Raw genomic sequence first — 26,809 nt, forward strand, 5'->3', positions numbered from 1 at the left:
AGCGACTGCGTACGGTCAGCCCATCCCTTACGGAGCTGTCCATGAAGCCTCTCGTCCTCGCCGTCGCGCTCGCCCTTGCCGCCCCGCTGCCGCTCACTGCGACTGCCGCCGCACCGGCAACGACCAAGACAACCCCCGCTGCCCCGGCCTGGGTTGCGCGCAGCAATGAGCTGGCGCAGATCCTGCTGCAGGCGCAGGCGCCGTTCCAGCCGGAAATGACCAGCTTCTTCGGCGTGCCCGGTTATGACGACAAAGTCGTCGATCTGGGCGCGGACAACGCCGGCCGCTACCGCGCCGCCATGAACAAGGCGCGCGATCAGCTGCGCGAGAAGCTGCAGGTCGAGCGCGATCCCAATCTGCGCCAGGATCTGGAGATCATGATCGGCGCCGCCGAGCGCAATATCGAAAGCAGCACCCTCAACGAGCAGCACCTGATGCCGTGGGTGGATGTGCCGCAGACCGTGTTCGGCGGCATCAACGGCCTGCTGTCCGACCAGGTGCCCGAAGCGCGCCGTGCCAAGGCACTGGACCGCCTCAATGCCTATCTCGGCAAGGCGCCGGGCACGCAGCCGCTGGCCACCCTCGCGCGCCAGCGCTACGAGGAAAAGAGCGGCACGCCCAACCTGCTGCAACCGACGAAGATTGAAGTGGATCAGGCGCTGGCCAATGTCGACACCTACATCGCAGGCATCGGCAAGCTGTTCGCCAAATACAAGATCGATGGCGCCGATGCCTCGCTGGCGGAGCTATCCACGCAGATGAAGGACTACATCGCCTGGACCAGCAAGGACGTGCTGCCCAAGGCGCGCACCGACAACCGCCTGCCGGCCGAGTTGTATGCCTTCCAGCTCAAGGAAGTGGGCGTGGACATCGATCCGGCCCTGCTGATGCAGCGTGCCCAGCTCGAGTACATGGAAACCCGCGCGATGATGCGCCAGCTGGCACCGCTGGTGGTGCAGGCCAAGGGACTGAAGGTCGCCGACAACACCGACTACGTGGCGGTGATCCGCGCGCTGAAGCAGGACAAGATCAGCAACGACCAGCTCGAATCGCATTACCGTGGCGTCATCGATGCGATCGATCCGATCATCCACAAGCAGGGCATCGTCGATGTGCCGCAGCGTCCGCTGCAGATGCGCCTGGGCAGTGAAGCCGAAAGTGCCGCCTCGCCGGCACCGCATTACCTGCCGGCACCGCTGGTCGGCAACACCGGCCAGCAGGGCACCTTCGTGCTGCCGCTGGGCAACCCGGCCTCGGGTGAGAAGGCGCAGTACGACGACTTCAACTTCGGTTCGGCGGCATGGACGCTGAGTGCGCACGAAGGCCGCCCGGGCCACGACCTGCAGTTCGCGGCGATGGTCGAGCGCGGCATCTCGCTGGCGCGCACCATGTTCGCTTTCAACTCGGTGAATGTTGAAGGCTGGGCGCTGTATGCCGAGGCCGAGATGGTGCCATTCGAGCCGCTGGACGGGCAGATGATCGCGCTGCAGTTCCGTCTGCTGCGTGCGGCGCGCGCCATGCTCGATCCCGCGCTCAACCTGGGCCAGACCGATCGCGAGCGCGCCCGCAAGGTGCTGGTGGAAGGCGTGGGCCTGTCCGAGGCGATGGCCACCCAGGAACTGGACCGCTACACCGTGCGCGCGCCGGGCCAGGCCTGCAGTTACTTCTACGGCTACACCCGCATCATGGAACTGCGCATGCAGACCGAGCTGGCCTTGGGCGACAAGTTCGACCGCCTGGCATTCAACAACTTCCTGCTCGACCAGGGCCTGTTGCCGCCGGATCAGCTGGCCGCCGCAGTCAACGAAGTCTTCGTGCCGGCCCAGCGCCGCAAGTAAGCAAAAGGGCGCCGCAAGGCGCCCTTTCCAATTGGACCGGCTTTTGTGGGAGCGGCGTAAGCCGCGAAGCCGCTACATCATCAGATAGCAAAGCTGCCAAGGCCTTCAGCACCATCAGCTTCGCGGCTTACGCCGCTCCCACAGCTCCCACAGCGCGCACAGAACAACGCCAGCCCAGGCAGCTTCATTCCTTGTCGTTTGAAGGCTTCACCGTCGTACTGTCTGTCGCATCAGCCTCGAACAGATGCATCAGGTCGGCACGGGCATCGCGCGAGGTCTGCATCACCGCCACCTCGTCGTCGTACACCAGATGCTGCGCCTTGAGCAGCGCTTCATCGTGCTCGCGGAAACGCTGCACATGGTCGCGTGCGACATTCTCCGGGAAGCCGAGCGCGGTCAGTACACGCTCGCTGGCTTCAAGACTGGAGCCGAATACCTCGCGGAACGGTTCGGCCGACATGTCCAGCAGCTTCCACGCGTGCTGGCGGTTGCGCGCACGCGCCAGCACCGTCGCCTTGGGATACATGCGCCGCACCAGCCGCACCGCACGCAGATTGGTGTCCGGGTCGTCCATCGCCATCACGAACACGCGGATGTGCTCGGCCCCGGCGGCGCGCAGCAGATCGGGGCGGGTTGGGTCGCCGTAGTAGAGCTGGTTGCCAAAGCGGCGCAAGTCCTTGACCGTGTCCGGGTCGGCTTCCAGGGCAACAAAGGGAATGCGCTGCGCGGTCAGCAGACGGCCGACGATCTGGCCGAAACGGCCCATGCCGGCAATCAGCACCTTCGGCCGTTGCTCGCCTGCATCCTTCAGGGTCTCATCCGGTTCGGGTTGCGTCGGCCGCGCAGGCGGCTTGAGCTGCAACGTGCGTTGCAGCGCGAGCAGCAGCAAGGGAGTGATCGCCATCGACAGGCTGACCACCGCCACCAGCCGGTCGTGGTTGATCCGCCCAAGCAGATGCGCACGCTCGGCTTCGTTGAACACCACGAAGGCGAACTCGCCGCCCAGCCACAACACGCTGCCAAGCATGAGCGCATTACGCAGCGACATCCGCGCTGCCAGGCCCAGCGCGATCAGGATGGAGAACTTCACCGCCAGCAGGATGGTCACGCCCAGCGCGATGATCTCGGGTTCGGCGGCAACCCGCTTCAGGTCGATGCCCATGCCAACGGCGATGAAGAACAGACCAAGCAGCAGGCCCTTGAACGGTTCGATCTGCGATTCGATCTCGTGGCGGAACTCGGAGTCGGCCAGCAATACACCGGCGATGAAGGCGCCCAGGCTGGCGCTGAGCCCGGCCTCTGCCATGAACCAGGCCGTGCCCAGCACCACCAGCAGGGCGGTGGCGGTGAACACTTCCGGCATGCGGGTGCGGGCGACGATGTTGAACAGCTGGCGCAGCATCGGCCGGCCCAGCACGATCACCAGCATCAGCGCGCCGAGGGCGATGGAGGCATCCTGCCAGCTCAGGGTTTCGTTCTTGACCCCGCCCAGCAGGGGAATGGCCGCCAGCAGGGGAATGGCGACCAGATCCTGGAACAGCAGGATGGCGAAGCCGAGCCGGCCATAGTCGGAATTGAGCGCCTTGTGCTCGGACAGCAGCTGCAGGCCGACCGCCGTTGAAGACAGGGCCAGCGCGGTGCCGATCACCAGCGCGCTCTTCCACGAGAAGTGATTGAGCAGCAGCAAACCGCCCAGCACCACCGCACTTATCAGCACCTGCACCGTACCGGCGCCAAACACCGGCCGTCGCATCACCATCAGTCGCGACGGCGACAGCTCCAGCCCGATCACGAACAACAGCATCACCACGCCGATCTCGGCGGCATTGAGGATGCGGTCGGCGTCCTGCACGAAGCCCAGCACATGCGGCCCCAGCACCACGCCAGCGGCCAGGTAGCCCAGCACCGCGCCCAGCCCGAAACGCTTGAATACCGGCACGGCGATGACCGCCGCCAGCAGCAGTACCAAGGCTAGTTCGAGACCGGTGCCATGCATTTGAAGGGATTCCTTGATTGATTCCGCTGACCGGTCGGGCAGCTGCCTACCGACGATTTCACATTATGCGGACTGTGCCGTGAGTGAATGCGAACGGCAGCCCTTCATTGGCGGGACGCAGCGATGCAGGCTTGACCCCGTCGGCCAACAGGACCAGACTCGCGCCGCTGGCGGTAGAGCCGCGCAGCACCTTTCCGGAGTCCAACCCATGTCCAGCGACAGTAGAAGTCGATCGCGATCGTCGACACCAGCGACGGCAACCGCCTGACAGGGCTGGTTCGCCCTGTGCTGGCGTTGCGGTCGCAATCCAGAACAGGCGAATCAACATGAACCAGAAGCAATTTCTGCGGCCAGTGGTGGACGCAGCCACGCTGAGCGCGCCCTTGGCCGATTACAACACCGCCGACGCGGTGGAGTATCTCAACGCCCTGCCATTGCCACTTGCGGCCAATACGCTGGCGGCACTGTCTTTGCCGCGTGCGGTCAAACTGCTGGAAGCCCCTGAGCTGCAGCATGCAGGTGAGCTGATCGCGGCGCTGCCGCCGGCCCGCGCCGCAGCCCTGCTGGGGCTGATGGCCGACGACCGTGCCACCGATATCGTCCATGAGCTGGATGATGCCGAGCGCGCGCGGCTGATCCCGCTGCTGGCGCCGGAGGCGCGGCGCTCGATCCAGCTGCTGCTGAGCTATCCGCCCAATACCGCCGGCGCCTTGATGACCACCGAGTTCGTCGGCGTGCCGGCAGACTGGACGGTGGCGCAGACCCTGCAGCACATCCGCGAAGTGGAGCGCAGCCGCGAGACGGTCTACGCCATCTATGTGCTGGACCCGCAGACCCGTCAGCTGCAGCAGGTGGTGACGATGCGGCGGCTGATCACCGGCGAGCCGGAGGATTCGATCCTGTCTGTTGCCCAGGTCAATCCGCCGGTGACGGTGGATGCCTTGCTCGACCAGGAAGAGGTGGCGCAGCTGATCCGCCGCCACGATCTGCTGGCGATCCCGGTGGTGGATGCCCAGCAGCAGATGCTGGGGATCGTCACCGTCGACGACATCCTCGATGCACTGATCGATGAATCTACCGAGGACGTGCACAAGTTCGGCGGCGTGGAAGCCCTGGACAAGCCGTACATGCAGATCGGCTTCCTGGAGATGCTGCGCAAGCGCGCCGGTTGGTTGAGCGTGCTGTTCCTCGGCGAGATGCTCACCGCCAGCGCCATGCAGCACTACGAGGATGAGCTGGCGCGTGCAGTGGTGCTGACCTTGTTCATCCCGCTGATCATGAGCTCAGGCGGCAACTCCGGCTCACAGGCGACCTCGCTGCTGATCCGCTCGCTGGCGTTGCGTGAACTGCGCCTGCGCGACTGGTGGAAGGTTGCCCTGCGCGAGCTACCGACCGGCGTGGTGCTGGGTGCGATCCTCGGCACCTTGGCGATCATCCGCATCACTGTCTGGCAGCTGGCCGGCCTGCACGACTACGGCGAGCACTGGAAGCTGTTGGCAGTGACCATCGGCGCGGCGCTGATCGGCATCGTCACCTTCGGTTCCCTGTCCGGCTCGATGCTGCCGTTCGTGCTCAAGCGCCTGGGCTTCGATCCGGCCAGCGCCTCGGCGCCGTTCGTGGCAACGCTGGTGGATGTCACCGGCCTGGTGATCTATTTCAGCATCGCCGCAATGATCCTGGGCGGCACGCTGCTCTGAATGTAGTGCCGAGCCGTGCTCGGCAAGGGCTCTACCGGCAAACCCAACGGCAAACGCAGAAGCCACCCCTCCCCAACCCTCCCCTTGGCTACGCCAAAGGGAGGGGGCTGAGCCTGTCTCCCTCCCTTGCGCGCAGCGCAGGGGAGGGGTGCTCTTCGCAGCAACCAACGCCGCTCGCCACCAACATCCCAAAAACCCCCCACTTTGATCCAACGCAGCCCACCCAGCACCGCAGCCGTGTACCTTTGACCCGGTACCCGCAACAGGCGTCGCAATGAGCACCTATCACCTGCAGACCGTATTCCGCCCCCGTTCGGTGGCAGTGATTGGCGGCAGCCCACGCGATCGCTCCGCCGGCCGCGCAGTTATCCGCAATCTGCGCGCCGGCGGCTTCGCCGGGCAGATCGGCTGGGTCAGCCCGCGCTATGCCGAAATCGATGGCATGCGCACGGTCAAGAAGCTCAAGGACCTGCCGTGGATTCCGGACCTGGTGGTGATCACCGTGCCGGCGACGCTATTGCCGCAGGTCGTCAGCCAGGCCGCCGAACTGGGCGTGGCCGCCGCCATCATCCTCACCTCCGGCCTGGGAAAGGGCCCGGGCTCGTTGGCCGCACAGGTTGAAGCCGCCGCACGCCCGAAGGGCATGCGCGTGCTCGGCCCGCATTGCCTGGGCGTCATCGCCCCGCATGCGCGGCTCAACGCCAGCATCGCCGCGCACACGCCGCAGGCCGGCGATCTGGCGTTGATCTCCGAATCCAGCGCGATTGCCGCTGCGCTGGTGGAATGGGGCGTGGCGCGCTCGGTCGGCTTCTCGGCGGTGGTATCGCTGGGCGATGCGCTGGACGTCGACTTCGGCGACCTGCTCGATTACTTCGCCAGCGATTACCGCACCCGCGCCATCCTGCTCTACGTCGACCAGATCAGCGACGCGCGCAAGTTCATGTCGGCCGCCCGTGCCGCCGCCCGCGCAAAGCCCGTGGTGGTGGTCAAATCCGGGCGCAAGCCGCGCGGCAGCGCAGAGGTGGTCACCACCCATTCGCAGGCGTTGGCCGATTCCGATGCGGTCTACGGCGCAGCCTTCAACCGCGCCGGCCTGCTGCGGGTGAACGCATTGGACGAGTTGTTCACCGCCGCCGAAACCCTGGGCCGTCTCGGGACCTTCCCCGGCCGGCGCTTGGCTATCCTCAGCAATGGCGGCGGTGTCGGCCGGCTGGCAGTGGATCAGCTGCAGGCACTCGGCGGCAGCCTGGCCGAGCTGTCACCAGCCACCGTCGAGCTGCTGGACCAGGCCTTGCCGCAGGGCTGGTCGCGCGACAACCCGGTCGACATCGTGGTCGATGCCGATGGCGGCCGTTACGCCTCGGCGATTGAAGCGCTGCTGTCCGACGATGCCAACGACGCGGTGCTGGTCATCAACGTACCGACTGCGTTCACTTCCTCGGCCGAGGCCGCGCAGGCGCTGACCACCACGCTCGGGCAACGCTCGCGGCAGCTGCGCGACAAGCCGGTGTTCGCGGTATGGCTGGGCAATGACGACCGCGCCACAGTCACCCTCAACACCGCCCGCGTGCCGACCTACCCAACCGAAGCCGACGCCGTGCGCGGCTTCCAGCATCTGGTGCGTTACCGCGAGGCGCAGACCGCGCTGATGGAAACGCCGCCCAGCCTGCCGGCGGATTTCGTGGTGGACGTGCCGGCCGCACGCGCGCTGGTCGAGGCGGCGCTGGCCAATGACCAGCAATGGCTGGACCCGGTGGCGACGCACAAGCTGCTGCAGGCCTACGGCATCCCGTCATTGGAAGTGATGGTCGCGCGTGATCCGCACGAAGCGATGGACCTGGCCCAGCCACTGCTGGAGCAGGGCATGAGCGTGGCGGTGAAGATTCTCTCGCCGGATATCCCGCACAAATCCGAAATCGATGGCGTGCGCTTGAACCTGGGCAGTCTGCGCGCGGTGCAGTCCGCGGCGACCACCATCCTGCAGCGTGCCCGCGAGAAGCGTCCGCAGGCCCGCATTGAGGGGGTGCTGGTGCAACCCAGCCTGACCCGGCCCAAGGCGCGCGAGCTGATCGCCGGCATTGCCGATGATCCGGTATTCGGACCGGTGGTGGTGTTCGGCCGTGGCGGTACGGCGGTGGAAGTGATCGATGACAAGACCCTGGCATTGCCGCCGCTGGACCTGCGGCTTGCCCATGAAGTGATCGGCCGCACCCGTGTCTCGCGCATCCTCAAGGCCTATGGCGATGTGCCGGCGGCGGACGAGCGGGCGGTGGCGATGGTGCTGGTCAAGCTGGCGCAGCTGGCGGCGGATATCCCCGAGATCCGCACGCTGGATCTCAATCCCCTGCTGGCCGACCGCAACGGCGTGATCGCCCTGGATGCGCGTGTGGCCATCACCCCGGTCAAGCGCCTGCACAAGGGCCGTGGTCATCCGCGCTTCGCGATCTTCCCGTATCCCAACGAATGGGAACGCACGATCGATCTGTCCGACGGTGGCAAGGCGTTCATCCGCCCGGTGCGGCCGGAAGACGATGGCCTGTTCCGCGCCTTCTTCGCACGTGTCACCGACGATGACCTGCGTCTGCGCTTCTTCCAGTCGGTGAAGCATTTCAGCCACGAGTTCATCGCCCGCCTGACCCAGCTGGATTACGCACGCTCGATCGCGCTGGTGGCGATCGATCCCAAGACCGGCGAAATGCTCGGCGCAGTGCGCCTGCACGCCGATGCGGACTACAACCGCGGCGAGTACGGCATCCTGATCCGCTCGGACCTGAAGGGCCACGGCATCGGCTGGAAGCTGATGCAGATCATGATCGAGTACGCCGGCTGGCTGGGTTTGAACGTTGTGGAAGGGCAGGTGCTGCGTGAGAACAGCACCATGCTGGCGATGTGCCAGAGCCTGGGCTTCAAGGTGAAGGCGGATCCGGATGATTCGACCATCATGAATGTAACGCTGCCGGTGGGCGAGGCTAAGAGCTGAGCGCTGAAGGCTGGGAGCCAAAGGCACCCCTCCCCAACCCTCCCCTTGCCTTCGGCAAAGGGAGGGAGCGGAGCTGCCCCCTCCCTTGCGCGCAGCGCAGGGGAGGGCCGGGGAGGGGTGCTCTGCTTCGCTCCCTCCCTTGCGCATAGCGCAGGGGAGGGCTGGGGAGGGGTGCTTTGGCTCTGGCTTTGGCAGTTGCCCAACCCCCACCCCGTCACCCCCAAACCACCCCAAGGCGCGACAATAGCGCCATGCAAACGAACCAAGACCCAGCAGCCAGAACCTCGCTGCTACTGCTGCCCGGCCTGCTCAACGACGCCACGCTGTGGCAGGCCCAGCTCGAAGCACTCGCCGACATCGCCGATTGCCAGGTCGGCGACCTCACCCAACAAACCACGATGCGTGCGGTCGCTGAAGACGTACTGGCCAAGGCCCCGGCGCAGTTCGCCCTGGCCGGCTTTTCCCTCGGCGGTTACGTCGCCCAGGAAATCCTGCGCATCGCACCGCAGCGGGTACTCAAGCTGGCGCTGCTGGATACCTCGTTCAAACCCGACTCGCCCGAGCGCGCCGCACAACGCCTGGCACAGCAAAACAGCGTCCGCCTGCCCGGCACCTTCCACGGCTTCGGCGACAAGCTGATGCGCAGCTACATCGACGCCTCGCGCCTGGACGACCATGAGCTGGTGGATACCGTGCGCAGCATGACCGCACGCCTCGGCGCGGAAGTCTTCCTGCGCCAAAGCCAGCTGCAACGTGCAGATGGCAGCGAGGTCCTGCGTGCCTGGCAGGGCCCGGTCTTGATTGTCTGCGGGCGCAACGATGCGATCACACCCTTGTCGGTCAGCGAGCAGATGGCCGCATTGATGCCGCAGTCAACGCTGGTGGTGATCGAGGACTGCGGCCATCTCGCGCCGTTGGAAAAGCCCGCGGAGGTGACTGCGGCGATGCGTGCGTGGTTGCTGCAGGGTGTAGGTGACTAATACCGACCAACGCCTGAGTTCCGCAGTTCAGTACGCAAACGCATCACGGTGTTTGCGAATGAACTCGGCCCAACGCATCGGTTCGCGGCCGGTGATGGCGGGGAAGTTGTCGAACGTGGCTTCAATGCCCGGCACGCGTCGCTCGGCGACACGCTGGAAGTTGTCGCGTACGCAGTTCATATAGCCCATCTCGGCGCCGGCCGCGCGCATGTCCTCCAGGAACACATCCGGGCTCAGCGCCTCGTAGCGGAATGGCTGGCCAAGCAACTCCGTCATCAGCGCGGCAACCTCACCATAGGACTTGGCGTCGTAGCCCAGCCGGTAGGTCTGCCCGGCATGCCGCTGCGGCCACGCCAGCGCCTGTGCGGCGACCGCGGCGACGTCATCGCCATCGACCCAGCTGAAGCGCGCATCGCCGGTGTATTGGCGGATGACGCCGTCGACCACGGCGCGGGTGCCGTCGTAGCTCAGCAGGTTCTGCATGAAGGCTTCCGGCCTGAGGTGGGTGAAGGAGAAGCCATGCCACTCGATGTAGCGTTCCACCAACTGGTGCCAGGCCCAATGCCCGATGCTGGCGTCATCACCGCCGCAGGCACCCAGGTGCACCACATGCTGTACGCCGGCCTGCTTGGCCGCATCGAGGAAAACCTTGCTCTGGCGCAACATGTCCACGCTGTAGCCGGTGACCAGGAATACGCGGTCAATGCCCCGCAGCGCAGGCAGCAGCGTGTCTTCCTTGTCGAAATCCAGCAGCACCGTGCGGATTTCCTGTGCCTCCAGCGCGGCGGCTTTGGCTGGAGAGCGCACTGCCGCGACCGGTGTTGCCGCTTCTTCCAGCAACAGGTTTCTCAAGGTTTCGGCGCCGATCTGGCCGGTGGCGCCGGTGACGAGGACGGTGGGGCGTTGCTGGCTCATTGCGGCCTTGGATGCTTGATGGAAGAGGGTGTCCAGCCTATCGTGGACACACATTCCGTTCCGCGATGTTTTTTACCAGCATTACGGAGCCTGATTCTTCAATAGCGAAGCCTGCCGCATGCACCCCTCCGAACGCCTGAAAGGCCTCGACGTCTTCGTCTGTGTTGCTGACGCTGGCAGCTTCACTGCAGCTGCGGAGCGGTTGCACCTCACCGCCTCGGCGGTTGGCAAGTCGATTGCGCGATTGGAAGAACGATTGGGTCGCACGTTGTTCCATCGCACCACGCGGCGCATGTCACTTACCGAGGCCGGCATCGCCTTCCACCGGACCTGCACGGAAGTGCTGACGAACCTGGAGGAGGCCGAGGTGGCGCTGCGGGCTGAGGATGATGAGCCAAGTGGACGAGTGCGAATTGATCTGCCGGCCGCATTCGGCCGCTTGCAGGCCTTGCCGATCATCCTGGGTTTTGCCCAAGCCTATCCGCTCACTCGGCCGCAGGTGTCGTTCTCTGACCGATTCATCGATCCGGTCGAGGACGGTGTCGATATCATCGTGCGCATCGGCGGACCCGATGCGTGGTCGTCGCTGGTCGAGCATCGACTGCTGGGCCATGAGCAGCACGTGTTCTGTGCGGCCCCCGCCTATCTTGCCGCGCATGGGGTGCCGGCAGCGCGTGAGGATCTGCTGGCGCATCGCTGCATCGCCTATGGACGCGCCGATGGCTCGGTTAGCCCGTGGCGCTTCGCAGCCGCAATGCCAGGCGAAGTAGAGCTGCAGATGATGCCGGCTCCGCTGGTAGTGGGAGATGGTGAAGGGCAGGTCACCGCTGCGCTGGTTGGCAGCGGCATCGTGCAGCTGCCTACCTGGTTGGTACGCAGTCATCTTGAGGATGGCGCGCTGGTGGAAGTGCTGCCGCATCTGGCCAGCCAGGGCCTGCCGCTCACCCTGGCCTGGATGAAAAATCGGCGTCAGCTGCCAACGGTGAGCCTGTTGCTGGAAACGTTGGCACAAGAGTTGGCGCCGCGCATCCGCTAGCAGCGCCACAATCGCAGCACCTCGATCAATGGCGGGCAGGTAGCACCAGCCCGCCATGGGTTTACTCAGGAACCGCGTTTCAATCCCAGGCCGGGGCGATACCCGGATTGGCCACGCGCTCGCCGCGATCCAGCTCCGCGATCCGCGCCATGTCCTCGGCATCCAACCGCAGCTGCGCCGCCTGCAGGTTGCCGGCAAGGTTCTCGCGCTTGGTCGACGACGGAATCACCGCATAGCCCTGCTGCAGCGCCCATGCCAACGCGACCTGTGCGGTGCTTGCCTGGTGCTTGTCGGCAATGGCCTGGATCACCGGGTCCTTCAGCACCGCGCCATAGGCCAGGCTCATGAACGCGGTGACGTGGATGCCCTGCTCACGCAGGTAGGCGATCAAGGCGCGGTTCTGCAGATAGGGGTGCACTTCGATCTGATTGGTGGCGATGGCATCGGCACCGAGGATGGCGATGGCCTGACGGGTCAGGTCGATGGTGAAGTTGGAAACACCAATCGCCTTGGTCAAGCCCAGCGCCTTGGCTTCGCGTAGCGCACCCAGGAACTCGGCCATCGGCACTTCGTCCTTGGGCGAGGGCCAGTGGATCAGGGTCAGGTCGACGTGGTCGGTGCGCAGCTTGCGCAGGCTCTCGCGCAGGCTGGCAAGCAGGTCATCGTGGTGAAAGTTGCTGATCCAGATCTTGGTGGTCAGGAACAGCTGTTCGCGCGGCACGGCGCCGCTGGCGATAGCCGCACCCAGATCGGCCTCGTTCTCGTAGATCTGCGCAGTGTCGAAGGCGCGGTAGCCAAGTTCCAATGCGTTATGCACGGAGTCGGTGAGTACCTGGTCCTTGAGGCGATAGGTGCCAAGGCCAATAGCGGGAATAGTCATTCAAATCTCCATAAATTCGCGCTTACAGGCTACGCCGTGCAGCGCTAACGAAAAGATAAAAGGGAGTAACAGCGTGTTCCGTCAATGCGCGCTGACGGCGACGCCTTCGGCGCGTACATCCAAACCGTCGCGGCGATCCAGACGACCGCTCAGTACAGTCAGTGCCAGCGCACCCAGCACCACCAGCGCGCCAATCCACGGCGTGTGCATCAGGCCGATGTGATCGACCACCAGGCCGCCGAGCGAGGCACCCAGTGCGATGCCGATGTTGAAGGCGGCGATGTTCAGGCCGGACGCGACATCGGTTGCCTGCGGCACGAAGCGCTGTGCCTGCTTGACCACATATACCTGCAGGCCCGGCACATTGCCGAATGCCACCGCGCCCAACGCCAGCACGGTCAACAGCACCAACCAGCGGTTGTAAGCGGTGAAGGTGAGCACCAGCAACACCAGCGCGAGCAGGCCGAAGATCAACGTCAGCGCAGGAATCGGACCGCGGCGGTCAGCCAGGCGCCCGCCCCACAGATTGCCGACGGCCACCGATACGCCGTAGACCAGCAACACCGCGCTCACCGCATTGGCCGAGAAGCCACTGACGTCCTGCAGGATCGAGGCGAGGAAGGTGAAGGACAGGAAGGTGCCGCCATAACCCAACGCGGTCATCGCATAGACCAGCAACAGGCGCGGCTGCGCCAGCACCGCGAACTGCTGGCCGAACGTGGCCGGCGCGCTGCGCGGCAGGTCGCGCGGCACGAACAGCAGGCTGCCGAGCAGGGCGATCACGCCCAACGCAGCCACCGCCAGGAAGGTTGCACGCCAGCCCAGGTGCTGGCCGATGAAGGTGCCCAGCGGCACGCCGGTCACCAGCGCCACCGTCAGCCCGGTGAACATGATCGCGATCGCGCTGGCGGCCTTGTCCTTGGGCACCACCGAGGTGGCGATGATCGAGCCGATCGAGAAGAACACGCCGTGGGCAAGTCCGGTCAGCACCCGCGCCACGATCAGCGAGCCATAGCCGGGCGCCATCCACGCAATCAGGTTGCCGACGGTGAACAACAGCATCAGGGCGACCAGCAAGGCCTTGCGTGGCACCCGTCCGGTCAGAGCGGTGAGTACCGGCGCACCCACCGCAACGCCCAGCGCATACAGGGAAACCAGCAGGCCGGCCGAGGGCAGGCTGACGTGCAGGTCGGCGGCAATGGTCGGGATCAGCCCGACGATGACAAATTCTGTGGTGCCGATGGCGAACGCACCCAGCGTCAGCGCCAGCAAGGCAAGGGGAATTCCGCGTGACATGGGCGAATCCTTGGAAAGGGCTGCGCAGTCTGACGGTGGAACTCTTGCTGAAAAATGCGGTTTGCCACCAATTACTATTGATTTAAAGTCAACAATATTCCACCAGCCACCTGGCCGCCCCGATGAAAACCACCCTGGATGAGATGCAGGCCTTCATCGCGGTAATCGACACCGGCTCGATCACCGCTGCGGCCGAGCAGTTGGGCCAGACCACCTCGGGCGTCAGCCGGGCGCTGGGACGGCTGGAAGAGAAGCTCGGCACCACCTTGCTGACCCGCACCACCCGCCGCCTGCAGCTCACCGACGAAGGCGAGACCTTCCTGGCCCGGGCCCGCGCCATCGTCGCCTCGGTGGATGCCGCCGAAGAGCAGATCGCCGCGCGCCGGGGCACACCGTCCGGGCGGTTGCGGGTGGATGCGGCGATGCCGTTCATGCTGCATGTGATCGCACCGCTGGTTGCCGGCTACCGCGCGCGTTACCCGCAGGTGGCGCTGGAGCTCAACAGCAGCGAGCGCTACATCGACCTGCTGGAGCGGCGCACCGATGTGGCGATCCGCATTGGCCCGCTGGCGGACTCTACCCTGCATGCAAGGCCCCTGGGACACAGCCGCCTGCGCGTGCTGGCCAGCCCGGCCTACCTGCAGCACCACGGCACACCGAAAAGCGTGGCCCAGCTGCAGGCGCATACCTTGCTGGGCTTCAACGAACCGGATTCGCTGAATCATTGGCCATTGCAGGGTGACGACGGCGAGCGCCTGCACGTGCACCCCGCATTGGCGGTTTCCAGCGGCGAGATCCTGCACCGGCTGGCCCTGGAAGGCGTGGGCATTGTCTGCCTGTCCGACTTCCTCACCGAAGCGGCGCGTGCGCGTGGCGAGCTGGTGCAGGTGTTGCCGAAACTGACCTTGGATGCGCGCCAACCGATCCACGCCGTGTACTACCGCAACACCGCCGTATCAGCGCGCATCAGCTCCTTCCTCGACTACCTGGCCGATGCGATGGCACAACCGATTGTGGGAGCGGCGTGAGCCGCGAAGCTGACATCGTCAGGACCAACCGCGTGCAGGTGATCCGATGAACTTCGAGTGTGGTGGTTATCGTCGTTCGAGGCTGCCTGGAAGTCTCCTGCCGAGCATGGCTCGGCACTACGGGTACGGCGGGTCGCGGCGTGCTTTCGCCCCCTCCCTTTGGCGAAGCCAAGGGGAGGGTTGGGGAGGGGTAGGCTCTTCAGCTTCCGACGCTGCAGTAGCTTCGCGGCTCAAGCCGCTCCCACAACAACGCCAGTACCTGCCAGAAGCGATGGCGCCGTCGTTTGTAGGAGCGGCGTAAGCCGCGAAGCTGACATCGTCAGAACCAACGGCGTGTGTGTGATCCGATGCATTTCGAGTGCGGCGGGTAGCGGCGTGCTTTCGCCCCCTCCCTTTGGCGAAGCCGAGGGGAGGGCTGGGGAGGGGTGAGCTCTAGCTTTCGAGGTTGCAGTAGCTTCGCGGCTGACGCCGCTCCTACAAAAGCCGACCACAAAGACCTTCAATGCTGCTGGGCATGATGCCAGGCATGGCGCACCAGCCAACGCGCCTCGTCCCAGGAAACCGCCAGCGCCGGGCTATGCCGGTGGTAGCTGTCCTGCAGTACTTTGTAGAGCTGTTCTTCGTTGGCGCGTGGATACGCCTGATAGACGTCGTAGCCCATTTCCAGCAGGCGCTGGTAGTGGTCGAAATCGTGTTGGCCAAGATGGCCGATGGCATGCACGCCGCGCCAGTAAGTCAGTTCGGCGTGGCGATCGATGCTGCGCTGGGCTGTAGGTGCGGTCTGCATGGGTAGCACTCCGTTCGCGGTCTACCCCCTGTTCGGCCGATGCTACGACGCGAGCAGGGGGTGCGCAACTCGCCCAATTCAGCTTTCAGCGCTGGCTGCATCCAACTGTGTGACCTGCGCTGGGCTCAAGCCAAGCTGCGCTGCAGCCAGCACTTCCTGCAGCTGCTGCACGCTGGTGGCACTGACGATGGGCGCAGTGATGCCAGGGCGTGCGATCAGCCATGCCAACGCCACCTGTGCCGGCGTCGCCTTGTGGCTGGCGGCTACATCATCCAGCGCCTGCAGAATGCGCAGGCCACGCGGGTTGAGGTAGCGATCGGCGACCTTCGCGCCGCGTGCGGCGCTCTTGCCTACGTCATCGGCGCTGCGGTACTTGCCAGTGAGAAAGCCACTGGCCAGCGAGTAATAGCTGATCACGCCGATGCCGTGTTCGCGCGCCAGCGGCTCCAGCTCCGCCTCGTAGCCACTGCGGTCGTAGAGGTTGTATTCGGGCTGCAGGGTTTCGTAGCGCGGCAGGTGATAGTCGGCGGAGACCTTGAGCGCATCACGCAGGCGCTCGGCGCTGTAGTTGGATGCACCAATCGCGCGCACCTTGCCCGCCTCGATCAACCGCGCGAACGCGCCCAGGCTTTCTTCCAGCGGCACCGACTCATCGTCTTCATGCGCCTGGTACAGATCGATCACATCGGTCTGCAGCCGACGCAGCGAATCCTCGACCGCTTCATTGATGTTGTCAGCCGACAGGCCCGGATGCTCGGCCCACTTCGCAACCTTGGTGGCGATCACCACCTTGTCGCGCTTGCCGCTGCGCTGCAGCCAGCGGCCGATGATGGTCTCCGATTCGCCGCCGCGGTTGCCCGGCACCCATGCCGGATAGACATCGGCGGTATCGATCAGGTTGAAGCCGGCTTCGACGAAGGCATCGAGCAGGCCAAAGGATGTCTTCTCATCGGCACTCCAGCCGAAAACGTTGCCACCAAAAGCGATGGGGCTGACATGGAGACCCGAGCGGCCAAGTTCGCGTGACTGGGGCATGCGTTGCTCCTTTGTTGTTCAGTTCAACAGCATAGACGGCATGCGTTCCAATTCCGTGGCAAGGTCGTGAATACAGCGTTCCGTGCGCCGCTCTCACGCTAACGGGATGTGAACATTTGCATGCTGCATTGCACTTGCAGCCGCGTGCTAGGCTCGCGGTTTCAATCGACGGAATTCCGCATGAAGAAGCCTGCCCCGCTGCTGTGTGCCTGCCTGCTGGCGCTTGCCAGCACCCTGTCTGCCGGCACTGCGCTGGCCCATGAAGCCGCTGCCAGCACTGCTGACGCACAGGTGTCGCCGCAGCTGCAGGCTGCCATTGCAGGCAGCTGGCGCACGCCGGCCAATGTGCTGCGCGACGAATACCGTCATCCGGCACAGACGCTTGCGTTCTTTGGTCTGCAACCGACGCAGACGGTCATCGAAATTACACCCGGCGGCGGCTGGTATTCCGAAATTCTTGCACCCTATCTGCGCGATGGCGGCAAGTACGTTGCTGCGGTGGTTGATCCGGGCGCATTGCCCGCTGGGGGCGGTCGCGATTACCAGCAGCGCTCGCGCGATGGCCTGAGCAAGAAGTTCGCCGCGTCCCAGGCCCAGTTCGACCGCGCCAACGAGGTGGCCTACGACCCGGCTGCCCCGGTGCTGGGTGCACCGGGCTCGGCGGACCTGGTGCTGACCTTCCGCAATGTCCACAACTGGCGTTCTTCCGGGCAGGCTGAAGGCATGTTCAAGGCCTTCTTTGACGTGCTCAAGCCAGGCGGCACCCTGGGCGTGGTCGAGCACCGTGCCAAGGCTGACGTGCCGGCCGATGACGGCAGCGGCTATGTTGGCCAGGCGCAGGTGATTGCCATGGCCGAAGCCGCCGGCTTCAAGCTGGCTGGCAGCAGCGAGGTCAATGCCAACCCGCGCGATACCAAGGACTACCCCAAGGGCGTGTGGACGCTGCCGCCGTCCAACAGTCATGACGCCGCGGATGCCGCCAAGTACAAGGCCATCGGCGAAAGCGACCGCATGACGCTGCGCTTTGTGAAGCAATGACCTCGCAGGGAATAGGGCTTGGAGAGGGAGGGTGAGACAATGTGCGGCCTCGCTGTTGGCCGCACGGCCCTCAAGCTGGCGCGCGACGGGAGCTCGTCGCGCCCAGCCAGCAACGCATCTTCAATCTACTTTCCGAACACCTGCATCACATGCTCATCGCTTTCAACAAACCCTTCAACGTGCTGTGTCAGTTCACCGACCGCAGCCAGCCGCCGCGCGCGACCCTGGCCGGCTTTGGCCTGCCGCCGAACGTGTATGCGGCGGGTCGCCTGGACTACGACAGCGAAGGCCTGCTGTTGCTTACCGATGATGGCAACCTCGCCCATCGTCTGACCGACCCACGCCACAAGCAGCCCAAAACCTATTGGGTGCAGGTTGAAGGCGTGCCAACCGAGGAGAAGCTGCAGGTGCTGCGTGATGGCGTGCAGCTCAACGATGGACCAACCCTGCCTGCGCGTGTTGAATTGATGCCAGCGGCACCAGCGCTGTGGGAGCGCGACCCGCCCGTACGGTTCCGCAAGACCGTGCCGGACAGCTGGCTGGCAATCACCCTGCGCGAAGGCCGCAACCGCCAGGTGCGACGGATGACGGCTGCGGTCGGCTTGCCGACACTGCGCTTGGTGCGGGCGGTGATGGGGCCGTACGCCCTGGAAGGACTTCAGCCGGGGCAGTGGTGCCAGGTAGGTTGAGCTGCGGTGAATGCGCTCAACCCGCATCGTCGGCGGGTCCGCTTTGCCGAGATGTGGTGCGATAGGCGGCAAGACCTGGTTCGCAAGCACCTTGATCGGCATCGGGTGCGATGCCACTCCCACGTCCTTGTCGAGAGTGGCACCGCATTTACCGCGGAAGGATGGAGCACCATCGACGTGGATACGGCGATAAAACCGAGCCCCGCAAAGATATGAGAGTCCAGAAACTGCTGGAAGATAGTCAGCCAGCCTTGCGAAAGCCGATGATCGAACCAGGCGCGTGCTCCAGCATCGCTGCGCTGATCGTTGGGCAGCCGCCCAAGCGACTCATTCGATAGTTGCGGCAGCAGCAGCGATGCAACTACCAGATGTCGATGGTGGTTGCGAAACCCGCCGGGTCATACGCATGTATCGTGATCTCCGCTGGGATGAAGCTCCTGCCGCGATAGGTGGGACTGGCTGCATAGCGGCTCAGTTTTCCTGCGCGCATCAGGGGCAGCACCGCGCTGGTATCGATCCTGCGCTTCTGCTCCGCAACCCAGGTTGGCACAAACACCATGTTGTCCGCATCGCACTCACCACCAAGTTCTTCCGGAAGCAAATGCAGGAAAGCCAGTTCAAGTCGTCGCACCGCTGCTTCGCACTTTTCTCTCGTATCGAAATGCCAGAAGTCAACGCATCCGGTTTTGCGGGGGCGGTGCCCGTCGTGCATGACGCTCTCCTGTAGCCTTCACAACTGACGCGCGTGCATGGACCAAGGCAGCGTCGCAGCGATGAAGCGTGCTGGGGGCACCGCGTTGAAACCCGCAATCAATGTCGCCGTCTTTGGTGCTGAGAGGATACGAGAGTTTTTCGATATCGCCTTGTTACTACTGGGCATGAGCTGGCACAGACACGGCATGTAAGCGTCTGTGCTCACCTAGCGGTAGTACGCGGCGTGTGGCTTCAGCTGAGTCAGGCGTTTGAACAGCGGGTTGGCGGTCGCATAGTCGCAACGTGCTGATGTCCTACGGTCGGCGCTATCCGCGCGCGCAGCATCCCCTCGCGCCAACCCGCCGCTTGCGATCAAACGCCGCTGGTAGTGCTCACTGCCCGGCAGGCGGTTCCCACAGCTCGATCTTGTTGCCCTCTGGATCCATCACCCAGCCAAACTTCCCTTGCTCGGAACGCTGCGGTTCACCCACGACATTGCAGCCCTCGTTGCGCAGTGCCGCGAGCAAGGCATCCAGGTCATCCACGCGGAAGTTGATCATGAAAGATGCAGTGGAAGGCGCCATATAGCTGGTGTCTGCAGCAAACGGGCTCCAGATTGTCGCGCCCGCCGGGCTGTCGGCGCCGCCCCACTGAAACACCGCACCGCCCCAGTCGCTTACATCCAGGCCCAGGTGCTCGCGATACCACGCGGATAGCGATTTTGGATCGTTCGACTTGAAGAAGATGCCACCAATGCCGGTTACGCGCTTCATGCTTGTTCTCCAACGGTGATCAGGTGAGGGATGGCTGCATCGCGGGGAGGTGGGACAGCATGTTATCGGACCGATACCCGGAGTGCTGCAAGAGGGCACCCCGTGTAGCAAAACCGTGGCGTCCTCCACTTGGCTTGGCCAGTCATAGGCCAGTGGCACATGCGGTTTGCATGGATGAAAGGGAGTTATGCGTCACAGGCAAGCACGACAAGCCGTAGTGCTGGTACGACGAGCAACCTTTCAGGCCATCGAGTGTAGAAGGATCCGGTAGTGCGCGAAGCCGTCCCGATCTGCTGCCGAAGCGGGATCGGTTGGGTTGAGCTGTCAGGCCTCATATCTGGATGAACAGCGAAGGTGCGTACGCAGACCAGTACAACGCGACGGTACCGAGGAGGCTGAAAGACAATGCAAGGATGACGCGGAGAACTGTAGGTCTCCATGTAGCGATGCCAACAAGAAGCAGACAGATTGCGGGCAACGCCCACCACCATTTGATACTGCGAAATACAAACTGGGAGTAGCCTGATTGAGCGACGTTGAAGCTGCTCCACGCGCCAGTGAACGCATCAATGGCGCCGTGCTGTAAGGCGTAAATGAAGTAACCTTGGGCCAAGGCCAGCACCAGCACAACGGCTACGAACAATAGTTTCTTGAGCATGAATTCCTGCTTTTGGAGTGAACCAACCCACGAAGCCAATCCGGTGTGAAAGGACTGCGAGGTGGAAGGTTTCCTGGTATTGGGGACACTGGTTGCCCGGCCATTGCGGGCAGCGAAGATACTATCAACTGGAACTGCTATCGGGCGTGGTTTGTCCTTTGGATTTCAGTGCGATAACCCACGCAGCGATCTCCAGCGCTATGCCAATGCCGCCCAGCAACCATGCCCCTGTGCTGGATGAAGCAACGTAAAGGCAGAGTGCGGCAAAAAACAGAGCGATTGCGAAAGCATGCAGGATTTTCATTTGGTCATCTGCTTCATTGGTTGATCAGGTGCTCGAAGCGAGTGCGCCTTGAATGTACTGTCTGGACCCGCTGCCGTCAGCAAGTGATCCACCAGCGCACCAACGGTGCCGGGCCCGCAGGCTTCCCAGAAGGCGGTTTCCAACTTTACGTCCGCGATCTCCTCCATAGCTCGGATTGCGTCTTCTATGTCCGCGTCATCGATCGCCGCGAAGCTCGGGCCACCTGCAATGACCAACAGCGAATCTCCCGGAAGAAAATAGGGCGTTGGCCACCGGCAATGCCGGGAGAGAACAACGCCGACAGCGGCGGCCAGCGCTTGGCGATCGCCGCCACCCCAAGCATCCATGGAGCTCGAGGCGCGAGATGCCTGGTTGGAGCGAAGAGCCTTGAAAAAAGACAGGTCGGGACCTATCCATCTCACCCCTATGAAAAAGCGTTTCCAGCGGCCAGTGGGTGGATAGTGAGATGGGTACCGGAGCGGTTCGTCGGGATGCATGGTGAGGAACTCTCCATGGGGACGGTCAGAAACAAAAGCTCCTTCCCATTGGATGCAACCCATGGATGTTTCACCGAAAAGCTCCGGAGAGCGGTAGTCCGGTAGGCTACTGGGGAGGGCGGAGTTCGATCTGAACGCCGCATTGGCACTATGCCAAGTATTTGGCGACGATTGCGCCCAGCGCGAGTACGGCTCCCGCGATTGATATGGGGCGAATATGCTTGTGCCATCCATACGCCATAAGGGCGAAACCAGCTGCTCCCAAAAGGTTGCGAAGGCTTTGTCCGTAGAAGACGAAATCTACGAGATTGATTGCCGCAAATATCAGCAGAAGTACAAGAAAAAATTTTCTACTGGTAGCCATGCTGGAAAACCCCATGATTTTTGCTTTCTTTCAAAGCGTGCCTCGACATAGGCTGTGGAACGGCCTCGGTTTGTGTCCACTGTCAGGTCGTTGCCGGCCCAACATCCATGCCGTCATAAGTATCAACGCCGAACTTGTCAGCAAGCGCATAGAGCTCTTGATTTCTTTGGTGCAGCGATAGGACCGAGTGTGCCTCGAGCTTTTCAACATGCAGGAAATAGTATTCATCCTCGCCTTCGTCAAGCTCTGGAATGAACATTTCAACGAAGCGATAGCCTTGCTGATCAAGCTCGCTGGCGAGTGTGCGCAGCTTGTCGGCCGAGGCGTCAGTGAAGAAATAGCCCCAAAGCATTGGGCCATCGATGTTCCAGTCCGTTGATTTCTGGATGTTCGAGAACATGGTTTCCAGACTTGCGATATCAATCATGCAAACACCTGACTCCATAAGGACGCCGAGCCGCATATCGGATTCGGCCTGGATGAACTGTTCGGAAAGAACTGTTGATCAACTCTCCATCGAGATGCAATCGATGTTGCCGCTCTCATCGAAATGCACGGAAATGACGTAATTTGTCACGTCATCGGGGAGCGTAAAGTCGAAGTACTCAATGTCATCGTCACCCCAGGATGAGCCAAGTACCAGAAGGCCAACCACGGTGGATGCCTCGGGAGTCTCTGACTTGAGGTGTTGCTGCCAATAGGTTCCAGGGAGCTCAGCGAGGTGATGCTCAATGAAAAGAGTGATGCTGTCCTCTCCGGCCTCGGTACCGAACGCCTGCTCGATTGCATCACGTGCCTGCTTTTCTCGTTCCAGGGCGGCTGACATTGTCTCTCCTTGATTGTCCAATCCCTATCCGGTGGCGTCGGTCACCAGCTGAGTGCATGGCCAGCGCCGCCTCGCTTGGGCAACCTGACACGTGCCGATGATGCCATGGCGGCAGGAAGGAGTTCACCCGGGAAGGCTTGCCGAGCGTCGCAGGCAGAGCGCGAACAGGGATAGCGGAAGGGCGGTGAGATGTAGGGGCTGGGACAAACTTGCCGACGCCTGGATCAGTTGAAGCTGCTGCCCGGAGCCGCCGGGCAGGTAGTCGACCTTGCTACGAAAGAAGAAGGCGCAGAGGCGGGACAACACCGTCGGCGGACCCTGGAGCAGCGCGGCGGCAAGAAGTGACAGCTTGAAGGTCGCACTACGACCCATCCGGCCGAACAGGCTCGCGGCTACCGGTTCGGGGATTGAACGCAAGCTTGTCCCCATTGACCAGTTCCACCACGAACTGGTTGGAGCTGTTGAAGCCGATGTTGTGCACCCAGGCAAGGTGCGACACGGTGCGCAGGAGTTGCGACTTGTGTTGGTAGAGCTGGTCAAGCTTGATGGTGCGAACAAGTCGGTTGCGGTTGTAGAAGAACAGAACTGGTTCGTCCAGCGTCACCTCTACCGGAACGAGGTTCATGCCGCTGTAGCCAACGACCACAGACTCTCCGACATCTGAGATGAAAAGCCAGCGATGCCATCCGGGTATCCGCCAGGAGTCCTGTCCTGAGACCTGCGGAAACACAAGCGTTGTGTTGCTGACTGGGTCGGACGTCGCGCAGAGCTTTCGGGTAGCGGAGCAGGTAGTGAACTTTTTTGGCGCTGGCAGTGGAGTATCAGCAAGCGCTGGGCTTGTGAGAAGAGTAGCGATGAGTACGATGGAGCGCCTCATGATGCGTAACTCTTGGGCTGGACCGAGCCAGGAAGCGGGATCGGCTGCACTGAAAGGTCAGGCTGCGGGCGAACCTGTCATCGAATGTCCTTGGTGCCAGGCTACCCATCACGTGCAACTCTCTCGCCGCACGTCGGGCAGCACCAGCCTCCCAACAGGGATTCACGCATGCTGGATGGCTTTCGGAACCTTGGCAAAGGCGCTTCGTACTTTGGACACGACTTGCGGGGAAGTAAGAGTCCAAGAAGAAGTACAGCCACTCCGCCAGACATGCCGCCAATCAGTGCAGCTGTCAGCAGCGTACCCATAAGACTCCTGTTCGCGCCTAACTCTGGAATCAAGCCGAACCGCTCAGCGAGTTCGGCCTGGATTCGCTGTCAGGTTGCCGTGATGGCAGCATCACCAGCTTACTTTGATGCTGGGTGCGCAGTATCGAGCTGTGCATTCTTTTCCACAGCGGCATCATAGATTTCAAACAGTGATGCCCTGGTGGACCAGATGCCCATGCACACCAGAAGCAAGGCAATTGGCAACAACTTGTAGATTCGCTTTTCAATCATTGGAATTACGTCCTTTGTAAACATCCAGTTGAACCGCTTGACTCCGAAGTTCCGTACATCTGCGAAATGGAATCGGCTTGCATGAACTTCCAGGCTTCACCCGTCGCTAGCCTAGCTGAATTTGCTCGACAGCGGTGAGTAGAAACAGAGGGCAAGGATGACGCCGTTTAGGAGCAATGACGCTTCATAGAACAGTGACGACGGGCGAGAAATGACATGAGGCGCATCAAGAACCGTCAATGCACTCCAGCCCAAGGTGAAGAGCAGATATGCCCAGGGGCTGTGCGGGAGGAAAAAGGCAATGGCCATGAGCGAGGCAAGATAGCCGACAACCAACACGATGCGCAGGGCACCATGAAAAGGGTGAGCTTTACTGGATGCAACAACACGCTCCTTGATCTTGAGTCGTTCTTCGCGAAGCAGCTTTGGAAGCGACCTGGCGCCAAGCTCATCAGCCACGATGCCGCCAACCGTGACAAGGATAGTTAGCAGTACGAGCAGGCGGAACGTCAGTTCAGTCATTGGTATTCTTCACGGGAGGCCCGACTCTGGGATTAAGCCACGCCGCTTAGCGGCGTCGGCTTGAACGAACTGTCAGGCAGTTGGCGGTGAAGACCTGCTGCCATAGTCTACTTGCTGGAGTCAGAACTCACTTGCCACACAAAGCTGAGAATAATCCCAACCAGCCCAATTGGCACGCAAACGGCCAAAGCAACCCAACCCGGGGCATCCAAAGGAACAAAAGAGAAGGCAGCGACGCCGAGGGCAACAGTGACTGCGAGGCCGACATAAAGGCGCCAAGACAGGAAGAGCTGTCCGAGTTCCAGTAGATCAAGAAGTGCCATTAACCATCTCCTGCTGCCTGACGCTCTGAGTTAAGCCGCGCCGCGAAGTGGCTTCGGTTTGAATGGGTTGTTAGGCGGCACCTGCGAACTTGCGTGCGCCCAACGTGGAAAGTGGCAAGTGCTCAATCCAGGAACTCCCACGTGTTTGCGCCATCGAAACGCCTGACCGTGACCGACGCCAAGAGCTTAGCCTCAAAGTTCCGCAGGTTCACCCCGTGGCGAGCACCCGGCGTCGGCTCAATTGGCTCCCAATGGGTGGAGATACCGCAGGTCCTGCACCGATAATTCGTCAGGGTCCGATCGCCCCAGATGTAGCTTTCCGTGTTCTCCGGGTGGCCTTCGATGGAAACCGAGCCAAGCTCGTAGAAGGCCCAGAGTCCTCCTGTGCGCCTGCATAACGAGCAGTTACAGCTCGTTGCCGTCTCAGGTGCGGCAGGCAAAGTAAGGCGCACTGATCCGCAATGGCAGGAACCTTGAAGTGATGGTTGAGACTTTTGCGGGTTCATTGGAATGCGCTGCTGGTTGTTGTGCTGCCTAACACCTGAGTCAAGCCGTGCCGCGAGGCGGGTTCGGCTTGAATGAATTGCTAGGGCGCGGCCTTGCGACTGCGCTTGCTGCCGGCTGTCGCTTTCCGTGGTTTGGCAGGTTTTGGCGCCGGCATGAGCTTGGCAGTCTCTGTAATGAGGTGCCGTAGCGCATCGGTGTCGTCCAGCACCTCATCGGCTACAGGATAGTCCTTTGCACCTGGATACGGTGGCCGTTGCGGCAGGCTTGGTGCCAGCACGGCGGCCGCAGCCGAGGGTTTGATGAAGAGACTGTTGTCACAAGCAAAAGCGACCACTTTTCCGTCCAGGTAGAGCGCGTACTCACCGAACATTTTTTTGGATGTGAGGCGACTTCCCAGGCCAGCTTGCTCCGTGACGTACTCGATGAAGTCTTGGTCAGTGGCCATGTTGTTCCCGTGGTCTAACTCTGGAATTAAGCCGACTCGCGAGGCGAGTTCGGCTTGAATGAACTGTTAGGGCGCTATTTCACTACGCCCGTGCCCCAGCCATCGTAGTCACCCCCATGCTTCGTCGCTACTGCCTCAAGAGCACGTGTCGTCGCGGTCATTGCATCCAACTGTGGCACCATCTCACGGGTAGCATGAATTTGCCATTGAGACTCTCCGGACACGCGATCTATCGAACTGATGGTGTAGCCGAGTTGCTCCATATCCGCAGCCGCAGCCTTGGCTCTTCTTTCGGTTGGTACGAACATGAAGAAATCAATGTTATGCGGCTTTGAAACGTTCGATCCGGCAGAAACCAGGTTCTCTATGACGCGAGCGTCCTGTTGTTCTGCCATGGACTGAGCCATGCAGGGGCTGGAGATGAGCAGAGAAAGAAAAGTCAGATGGATGAGAACTTTCATGGTGCCCTAACTACGGAATTAAGCCGCGCCGCGTAGCAGTGCCGGCTTGAATGAGCTGTTAGGCCGCGACGCATGCCTACAGCAGGCGTGCATTTGCTAAGGGTCTGGCTGCGACCAACGCTGCGAGCACCTTTGGCTGGTTGTGTGCATTGTTGATACCGGCGGGTAGCCGGCTTTGCCAAGGCTGAAACTCCCAGTGGTCACCGCCAGCAGAACACTGGCGCGTAGAGTTGGAGGGCTTCCGGAAGTAGGCGATCGCAGCCTCAAGCTGAGCATTTGATAAGAACTCTAGCCTGAACTTGGCGATTGCAATAACAAGTACCTCTCGAGCAGGCTCAGGCGCTGGGACGTCAGGCATGTGGTTTCGGTGTACCGAAGAATCGAACATCTCGATTGCAGAGCTTTTCATGCGCAGCCTGACTCCGGAGTTAAGCCGACCCGCGTGGCGGGGTCGGCTTGAACTAATTGTTAGAGGGTAGTCGCGAGTGCCAGCGGTGAACCTCCTGCAGCTCGCTCGTATAACTGGACTCGTCTGTGGAAATTGCAGAGTGGACTGAAAAGTCAAAGGAGACGATACGTGCACGATTCGTATCCAGACGATCTGTGCGGATCTGCGCCGCGACCGTTGCAGATGAAATGGAATTGTCGACTCCCCGCATTTCAATGCCAGGCTAAATTAGAGGTTTCCGTTTCGTGGTACTGGCGGAATTCGGCGGGCGTCAGCCCGCCGAGGCTGTCGTGAGGTATCTCGGTGTTGTAATCGGCCAGCCACCGCTCCGCCTGTTCGCGTACTTCTCCGAGGTT

Annotated in this window: 27 protein-coding genes and 2 pseudogenes; 8 read left to right on the plus strand and 21 right to left on the minus strand. The window is 62.4% G+C overall.

Translation table 11 applies throughout. The features are described 5' to 3' along the window. Positions 1-41 precede the first annotated feature (41 nt). The gene (locus tag AC13FW_RS18395; protein ID WP_482990026.1) at positions 42-1,838 is read left to right on the plus strand and encodes a DUF885 domain-containing protein; all 1,797 of its coding nucleotides are present in this window, start codon (positions 42-44) and stop codon (positions 1,836-1,838) included. 184 nt (positions 1,839-2,022) lie between these two features. Here the strand turns inward: AC13FW_RS18395 and AC13FW_RS18400 are convergent. Together AC13FW_RS18400 and AC13FW_RS18405 are read right to left on the minus strand one after the other, a co-directional pair. Further along, positions 2,023-2,631, minus strand: a pseudogene (locus tag AC13FW_RS18400) (NAD-binding protein); the annotation flags it as partial. A gap of 71 nt (positions 2,632-2,702) precedes the next feature. After that, positions 2,703-3,834: pseudogene (locus AC13FW_RS18405) on the minus strand (monovalent cation:proton antiporter-2 (CPA2) family protein); the annotation flags it as partial. Between the two features lie 326 nt (positions 3,835-4,160). Here AC13FW_RS18405 and mgtE point away from each other — a divergent pair. The 3 genes from mgtE to AC13FW_RS18420 all read left to right on the plus strand — a co-directional run bounded on the left by mgtE (position 4,161) and on the right by AC13FW_RS18420 (position 9,491). After that, on the plus strand, positions 4,161-5,531 hold the full coding sequence (gene mgtE / locus AC13FW_RS18410; protein ID WP_481546878.1) for a magnesium transporter: 1,371 nt from the start codon (positions 4,161-4,163) through the stop codon (positions 5,529-5,531). A 274-nt stretch (positions 5,532-5,805) separates the two neighbouring features. Then, entirely contained in the window at positions 5,806-8,511 is a 2,706-nt protein-coding gene (locus AC13FW_RS18415) for a bifunctional acetate--CoA ligase family protein/GNAT family N-acetyltransferase (protein ID WP_482990027.1), read from the plus strand. Positions 8,512-8,762: 251 nt separating this feature from the next. After that, complete coding sequence (locus tag AC13FW_RS18420) at positions 8,763-9,491, plus strand: alpha/beta fold hydrolase (protein ID WP_482990028.1); 729 nt, start codon at positions 8,763-8,765, stop codon at positions 9,489-9,491. Positions 9,492-9,518: 27 nt separating this feature from the next. Here AC13FW_RS18420 and AC13FW_RS18425 read toward each other — a convergent pair whose 3' ends face one another. After that, the gene (locus AC13FW_RS18425) at positions 9,519-10,406 is read right to left on the minus strand and encodes an SDR family oxidoreductase (RefSeq protein WP_482990029.1); all 888 of its coding nucleotides are present in this window, start codon (positions 10,404-10,406) and stop codon (positions 9,519-9,521) included. A 118-nt stretch (positions 10,407-10,524) separates the two neighbouring features. On the opposite strand from AC13FW_RS18425, the gene AC13FW_RS18430 reads away from it, so the two are divergent. Beyond that, positions 10,525-11,442 carry a LysR family transcriptional regulator gene (locus tag AC13FW_RS18430; protein ID WP_482990030.1) on the plus strand — a complete coding sequence of 306 codons (918 nt, stop codon included), beginning with the start codon at positions 10,525-10,527 and terminating at the stop codon, positions 11,440-11,442. Positions 11,443-11,521: 79 nt separating this feature from the next. On the opposite strand, the gene dkgB is transcribed toward AC13FW_RS18430, so the two are convergent. Together dkgB and AC13FW_RS18440 are read right to left on the minus strand one after the other, a co-directional pair. Continuing rightward, positions 11,522-12,322 carry a 2,5-didehydrogluconate reductase DkgB gene (dkgB, locus tag AC13FW_RS18435; RefSeq protein ID WP_296246699.1) on the minus strand — a complete coding sequence of 267 codons (801 nt, stop codon included), beginning with the start codon at positions 12,320-12,322 and terminating at the stop codon, positions 11,522-11,524. 81 nt (positions 12,323-12,403) lie between these two features. Beyond that, positions 12,404-13,618 (minus strand): MFS transporter, encoded by a 1,215-nt coding sequence (locus AC13FW_RS18440; protein ID WP_482990031.1) that lies wholly within the window; start codon positions 13,616-13,618, stop codon positions 12,404-12,406. 122 nt (positions 13,619-13,740) lie between these two features. Between AC13FW_RS18440 and AC13FW_RS18445 the strand changes: the two genes are divergently transcribed. After that, a complete protein-coding gene (locus AC13FW_RS18445; RefSeq protein WP_482990032.1) occupies positions 13,741-14,646 on the plus strand; it encodes a LysR substrate-binding domain-containing protein in 906 nt (301 codons plus the stop codon). A gap of 499 nt (positions 14,647-15,145) precedes the next feature. Here the strand turns inward: AC13FW_RS18445 and AC13FW_RS18450 are convergent, their stop codons facing one another. Together AC13FW_RS18450 and AC13FW_RS18455 are read right to left on the minus strand one after the other, a co-directional pair. Then, the gene (locus AC13FW_RS18450; protein WP_481509538.1) at positions 15,146-15,433 is read right to left on the minus strand and encodes a hypothetical protein; all 288 of its coding nucleotides are present in this window, start codon (positions 15,431-15,433) and stop codon (positions 15,146-15,148) included. A gap of 78 nt (positions 15,434-15,511) precedes the next feature. Next, complete coding sequence (locus tag AC13FW_RS18455) at positions 15,512-16,468, minus strand: aldo/keto reductase (protein ID WP_482990033.1); 957 nt, start codon at positions 16,466-16,468, stop codon at positions 15,512-15,514. Between the two features lie 180 nt (positions 16,469-16,648). On the opposite strand from AC13FW_RS18455, the gene AC13FW_RS18460 reads away from it, so the two are divergent. After that, positions 16,649-17,506, plus strand: coding sequence for a class I SAM-dependent methyltransferase (locus AC13FW_RS18460; protein ID WP_482990034.1), 858 nt, complete (start codon positions 16,649-16,651; stop codon positions 17,504-17,506). Between the two features lie 149 nt (positions 17,507-17,655). Beyond that, a complete protein-coding gene (locus AC13FW_RS18465) occupies positions 17,656-18,195 on the plus strand; it encodes a pseudouridine synthase (protein ID WP_482990035.1) in 540 nt (179 codons plus the stop codon). A gap of 361 nt (positions 18,196-18,556) precedes the next feature. Here AC13FW_RS18465 and AC13FW_RS18470 read toward each other — a convergent pair whose 3' ends face one another. The 14 genes from AC13FW_RS18470 to AC13FW_RS18535 form a co-directional block, all read right to left on the minus strand. After that, the gene (locus AC13FW_RS18470) at positions 18,557-18,907 is read right to left on the minus strand and encodes a hypothetical protein (protein ID WP_282265994.1); all 351 of its coding nucleotides are present in this window, start codon (positions 18,905-18,907) and stop codon (positions 18,557-18,559) included. 373 nt (positions 18,908-19,280) lie between these two features. Beyond that, positions 19,281-19,661, minus strand: a complete 381-nt coding sequence (locus AC13FW_RS18475) for a VOC family protein (protein ID WP_482990036.1) — start codon at positions 19,659-19,661, stop codon at positions 19,281-19,283. 331 nt (positions 19,662-19,992) lie between these two features. Next, positions 19,993-20,319, minus strand: a complete 327-nt coding sequence (locus AC13FW_RS18480) for a hypothetical protein (protein WP_482990037.1) — start codon at positions 20,317-20,319, stop codon at positions 19,993-19,995. Between the two features lie 124 nt (positions 20,320-20,443). Next, positions 20,444-20,623, minus strand: coding sequence for a hypothetical protein (locus AC13FW_RS18485; protein WP_482990038.1), 180 nt, complete (start codon positions 20,621-20,623; stop codon positions 20,444-20,446). Then, positions 20,620-21,120 carry a hypothetical protein gene (locus AC13FW_RS18490; RefSeq protein WP_482990039.1) on the minus strand — a complete coding sequence of 167 codons (501 nt, stop codon included), beginning with the start codon at positions 21,118-21,120 and terminating at the stop codon, positions 20,620-20,622. Before AC13FW_RS18490 ends, AC13FW_RS18485 begins: the two co-directional genes overlap by 4 nt. Positions 21,121-21,566: 446 nt before the next feature. Further along, positions 21,567-21,908, minus strand: a complete 342-nt coding sequence (locus tag AC13FW_RS18495) for a ribonuclease E inhibitor RraB (protein ID WP_482990047.1) — start codon at positions 21,906-21,908, stop codon at positions 21,567-21,569. 81 nt (positions 21,909-21,989) lie between these two features. Next, a complete protein-coding gene (locus AC13FW_RS18500; protein WP_482990040.1) occupies positions 21,990-22,310 on the minus strand; it encodes a DUF2004 domain-containing protein in 321 nt (106 codons plus the stop codon). A gap of 361 nt (positions 22,311-22,671) precedes the next feature. Beyond that, positions 22,672-22,935 carry a hypothetical protein gene (locus tag AC13FW_RS18505; RefSeq protein WP_482990041.1) on the minus strand — a complete coding sequence of 88 codons (264 nt, stop codon included), beginning with the start codon at positions 22,933-22,935 and terminating at the stop codon, positions 22,672-22,674. A gap of 923 nt (positions 22,936-23,858) precedes the next feature. After that, the gene (locus AC13FW_RS18510; protein ID WP_482990042.1) at positions 23,859-24,269 is read right to left on the minus strand and encodes a hypothetical protein; all 411 of its coding nucleotides are present in this window, start codon (positions 24,267-24,269) and stop codon (positions 23,859-23,861) included. A 107-nt stretch (positions 24,270-24,376) separates the two neighbouring features. Further along, positions 24,377-24,592 carry a hypothetical protein gene (locus AC13FW_RS18515; protein ID WP_482990043.1) on the minus strand — a complete coding sequence of 72 codons (216 nt, stop codon included), beginning with the start codon at positions 24,590-24,592 and terminating at the stop codon, positions 24,377-24,379. A gap of 122 nt (positions 24,593-24,714) precedes the next feature. Further along, positions 24,715-25,098 carry a GFA family protein gene (locus AC13FW_RS18520; RefSeq protein ID WP_482990044.1) on the minus strand — a complete coding sequence of 128 codons (384 nt, stop codon included), beginning with the start codon at positions 25,096-25,098 and terminating at the stop codon, positions 24,715-24,717. An 80-nt stretch (positions 25,099-25,178) separates the two neighbouring features. Further along, positions 25,179-25,544 (minus strand): TfoX/Sxy family protein, encoded by a 366-nt coding sequence (locus AC13FW_RS18525; RefSeq protein ID WP_482990045.1) that lies wholly within the window; start codon positions 25,542-25,544, stop codon positions 25,179-25,181. A gap of 74 nt (positions 25,545-25,618) precedes the next feature. Beyond that, positions 25,619-26,005, minus strand: a complete 387-nt coding sequence (locus AC13FW_RS18530; protein WP_482990046.1) for a ribonuclease E inhibitor RraB — start codon at positions 26,003-26,005, stop codon at positions 25,619-25,621. A 660-nt stretch (positions 26,006-26,665) separates the two neighbouring features. Continuing rightward, positions 26,666-26,809, minus strand: a 144-nt coding sequence (locus tag AC13FW_RS18535) for an integrase core domain-containing protein (protein ID WP_482990048.1), incomplete at its 5' end; no start/stop codon positions are given.

The sequence above is a fragment of the Stenotrophomonas sp. 21LCFQ19 genome (assembly GCF_056861425.1).

What these genes read in the sequence shown, in the direction of transcription:
- AC13FW_RS18445 (WP_482990032.1), top strand. Translation starts at nt 13,741, where the DNA reads ATGAAAACCACCCTGGATGAGATGCAGGCCTTCATCGCGGTAATCGAC.
- AC13FW_RS18485 (WP_482990038.1), bottom strand. Translation starts at nt 20,623, where the DNA reads ATGAAAATCCTGCATGCTTTCGCAATCGCTCTGTTTTTTGCCGCACTC.
- AC13FW_RS18490 (WP_482990039.1), bottom strand. Translation starts at nt 21,120, where the DNA reads ATGCATCCCGACGAACCGCTCCGGTACCCATCTCACTATCCACCCACT.
- AC13FW_RS18470 (WP_282265994.1), bottom strand. Translation starts at nt 18,907, where the DNA reads ATGCACGACGGGCACCGCCCCCGCAAAACCGGATGCGTTGACTTCTGG.
- AC13FW_RS18500 (WP_482990040.1), bottom strand. Translation starts at nt 22,310, where the DNA reads ATGTCAGCCGCCCTGGAACGAGAAAAGCAGGCACGTGATGCAATCGAG.
- AC13FW_RS18530 (WP_482990046.1), bottom strand. Translation starts at nt 26,005, where the DNA reads ATGAAAGTTCTCATCCATCTGACTTTTCTTTCTCTGCTCATCTCCAGC.
- AC13FW_RS18465 (WP_482990035.1), top strand. Translation starts at nt 17,656, where the DNA reads ATGCTCATCGCTTTCAACAAACCCTTCAACGTGCTGTGTCAGTTCACC.
- AC13FW_RS18505 (WP_482990041.1), bottom strand. Translation starts at nt 22,935, where the DNA reads ATGAACCTCGTTCCGGTAGAGGTGACGCTGGACGAACCAGTTCTGTTC.
- AC13FW_RS18520 (WP_482990044.1), bottom strand. Translation starts at nt 25,098, where the DNA reads ATGAACCCGCAAAAGTCTCAACCATCACTTCAAGGTTCCTGCCATTGC.
- AC13FW_RS18430 (WP_482990030.1), top strand. Translation starts at nt 10,525, where the DNA reads ATGCACCCCTCCGAACGCCTGAAAGGCCTCGACGTCTTCGTCTGTGTT.
- AC13FW_RS18440 (WP_482990031.1), bottom strand. Translation starts at nt 13,618, where the DNA reads ATGTCACGCGGAATTCCCCTTGCCTTGCTGGCGCTGACGCTGGGTGCG.
- AC13FW_RS18460 (WP_482990034.1), top strand. Translation starts at nt 16,649, where the DNA reads ATGAAGAAGCCTGCCCCGCTGCTGTGTGCCTGCCTGCTGGCGCTTGCC.
- mgtE (WP_481546878.1), top strand. Translation starts at nt 4,161, where the DNA reads ATGAACCAGAAGCAATTTCTGCGGCCAGTGGTGGACGCAGCCACGCTG.
- AC13FW_RS18515 (WP_482990043.1), bottom strand. Translation starts at nt 24,592, where the DNA reads ATGGCACTTCTTGATCTACTGGAACTCGGACAGCTCTTCCTGTCTTGG.
- AC13FW_RS18420 (WP_482990028.1), top strand. Translation starts at nt 8,763, where the DNA reads ATGCAAACGAACCAAGACCCAGCAGCCAGAACCTCGCTGCTACTGCTG.
- dkgB (WP_296246699.1), bottom strand. Translation starts at nt 12,322, where the DNA reads ATGACTATTCCCGCTATTGGCCTTGGCACCTATCGCCTCAAGGACCAG.
- AC13FW_RS18425 (WP_482990029.1), bottom strand. Translation starts at nt 10,406, where the DNA reads ATGAGCCAGCAACGCCCCACCGTCCTCGTCACCGGCGCCACCGGCCAG.
- AC13FW_RS18525 (WP_482990045.1), bottom strand. Translation starts at nt 25,544, where the DNA reads ATGGCCACTGACCAAGACTTCATCGAGTACGTCACGGAGCAAGCTGGC.
- AC13FW_RS18475 (WP_482990036.1), bottom strand. Translation starts at nt 19,661, where the DNA reads ATGAAGCGCGTAACCGGCATTGGTGGCATCTTCTTCAAGTCGAACGAT.
- AC13FW_RS18455 (WP_482990033.1), bottom strand. Translation starts at nt 16,468, where the DNA reads ATGCCCCAGTCACGCGAACTTGGCCGCTCGGGTCTCCATGTCAGCCCC.
- AC13FW_RS18510 (WP_482990042.1), bottom strand. Translation starts at nt 24,269, where the DNA reads ATGACTGAACTGACGTTCCGCCTGCTCGTACTGCTAACTATCCTTGTC.
- AC13FW_RS18395 (WP_482990026.1), top strand. Translation starts at nt 42, where the DNA reads ATGAAGCCTCTCGTCCTCGCCGTCGCGCTCGCCCTTGCCGCCCCGCTG.
- AC13FW_RS18415 (WP_482990027.1), top strand. Translation starts at nt 5,806, where the DNA reads ATGAGCACCTATCACCTGCAGACCGTATTCCGCCCCCGTTCGGTGGCA.
- AC13FW_RS18450 (WP_481509538.1), bottom strand. Translation starts at nt 15,433, where the DNA reads ATGCAGACCGCACCTACAGCCCAGCGCAGCATCGATCGCCACGCCGAA.
- AC13FW_RS18480 (WP_482990037.1), bottom strand. Translation starts at nt 20,319, where the DNA reads ATGCTCAAGAAACTATTGTTCGTAGCCGTTGTGCTGGTGCTGGCCTTG.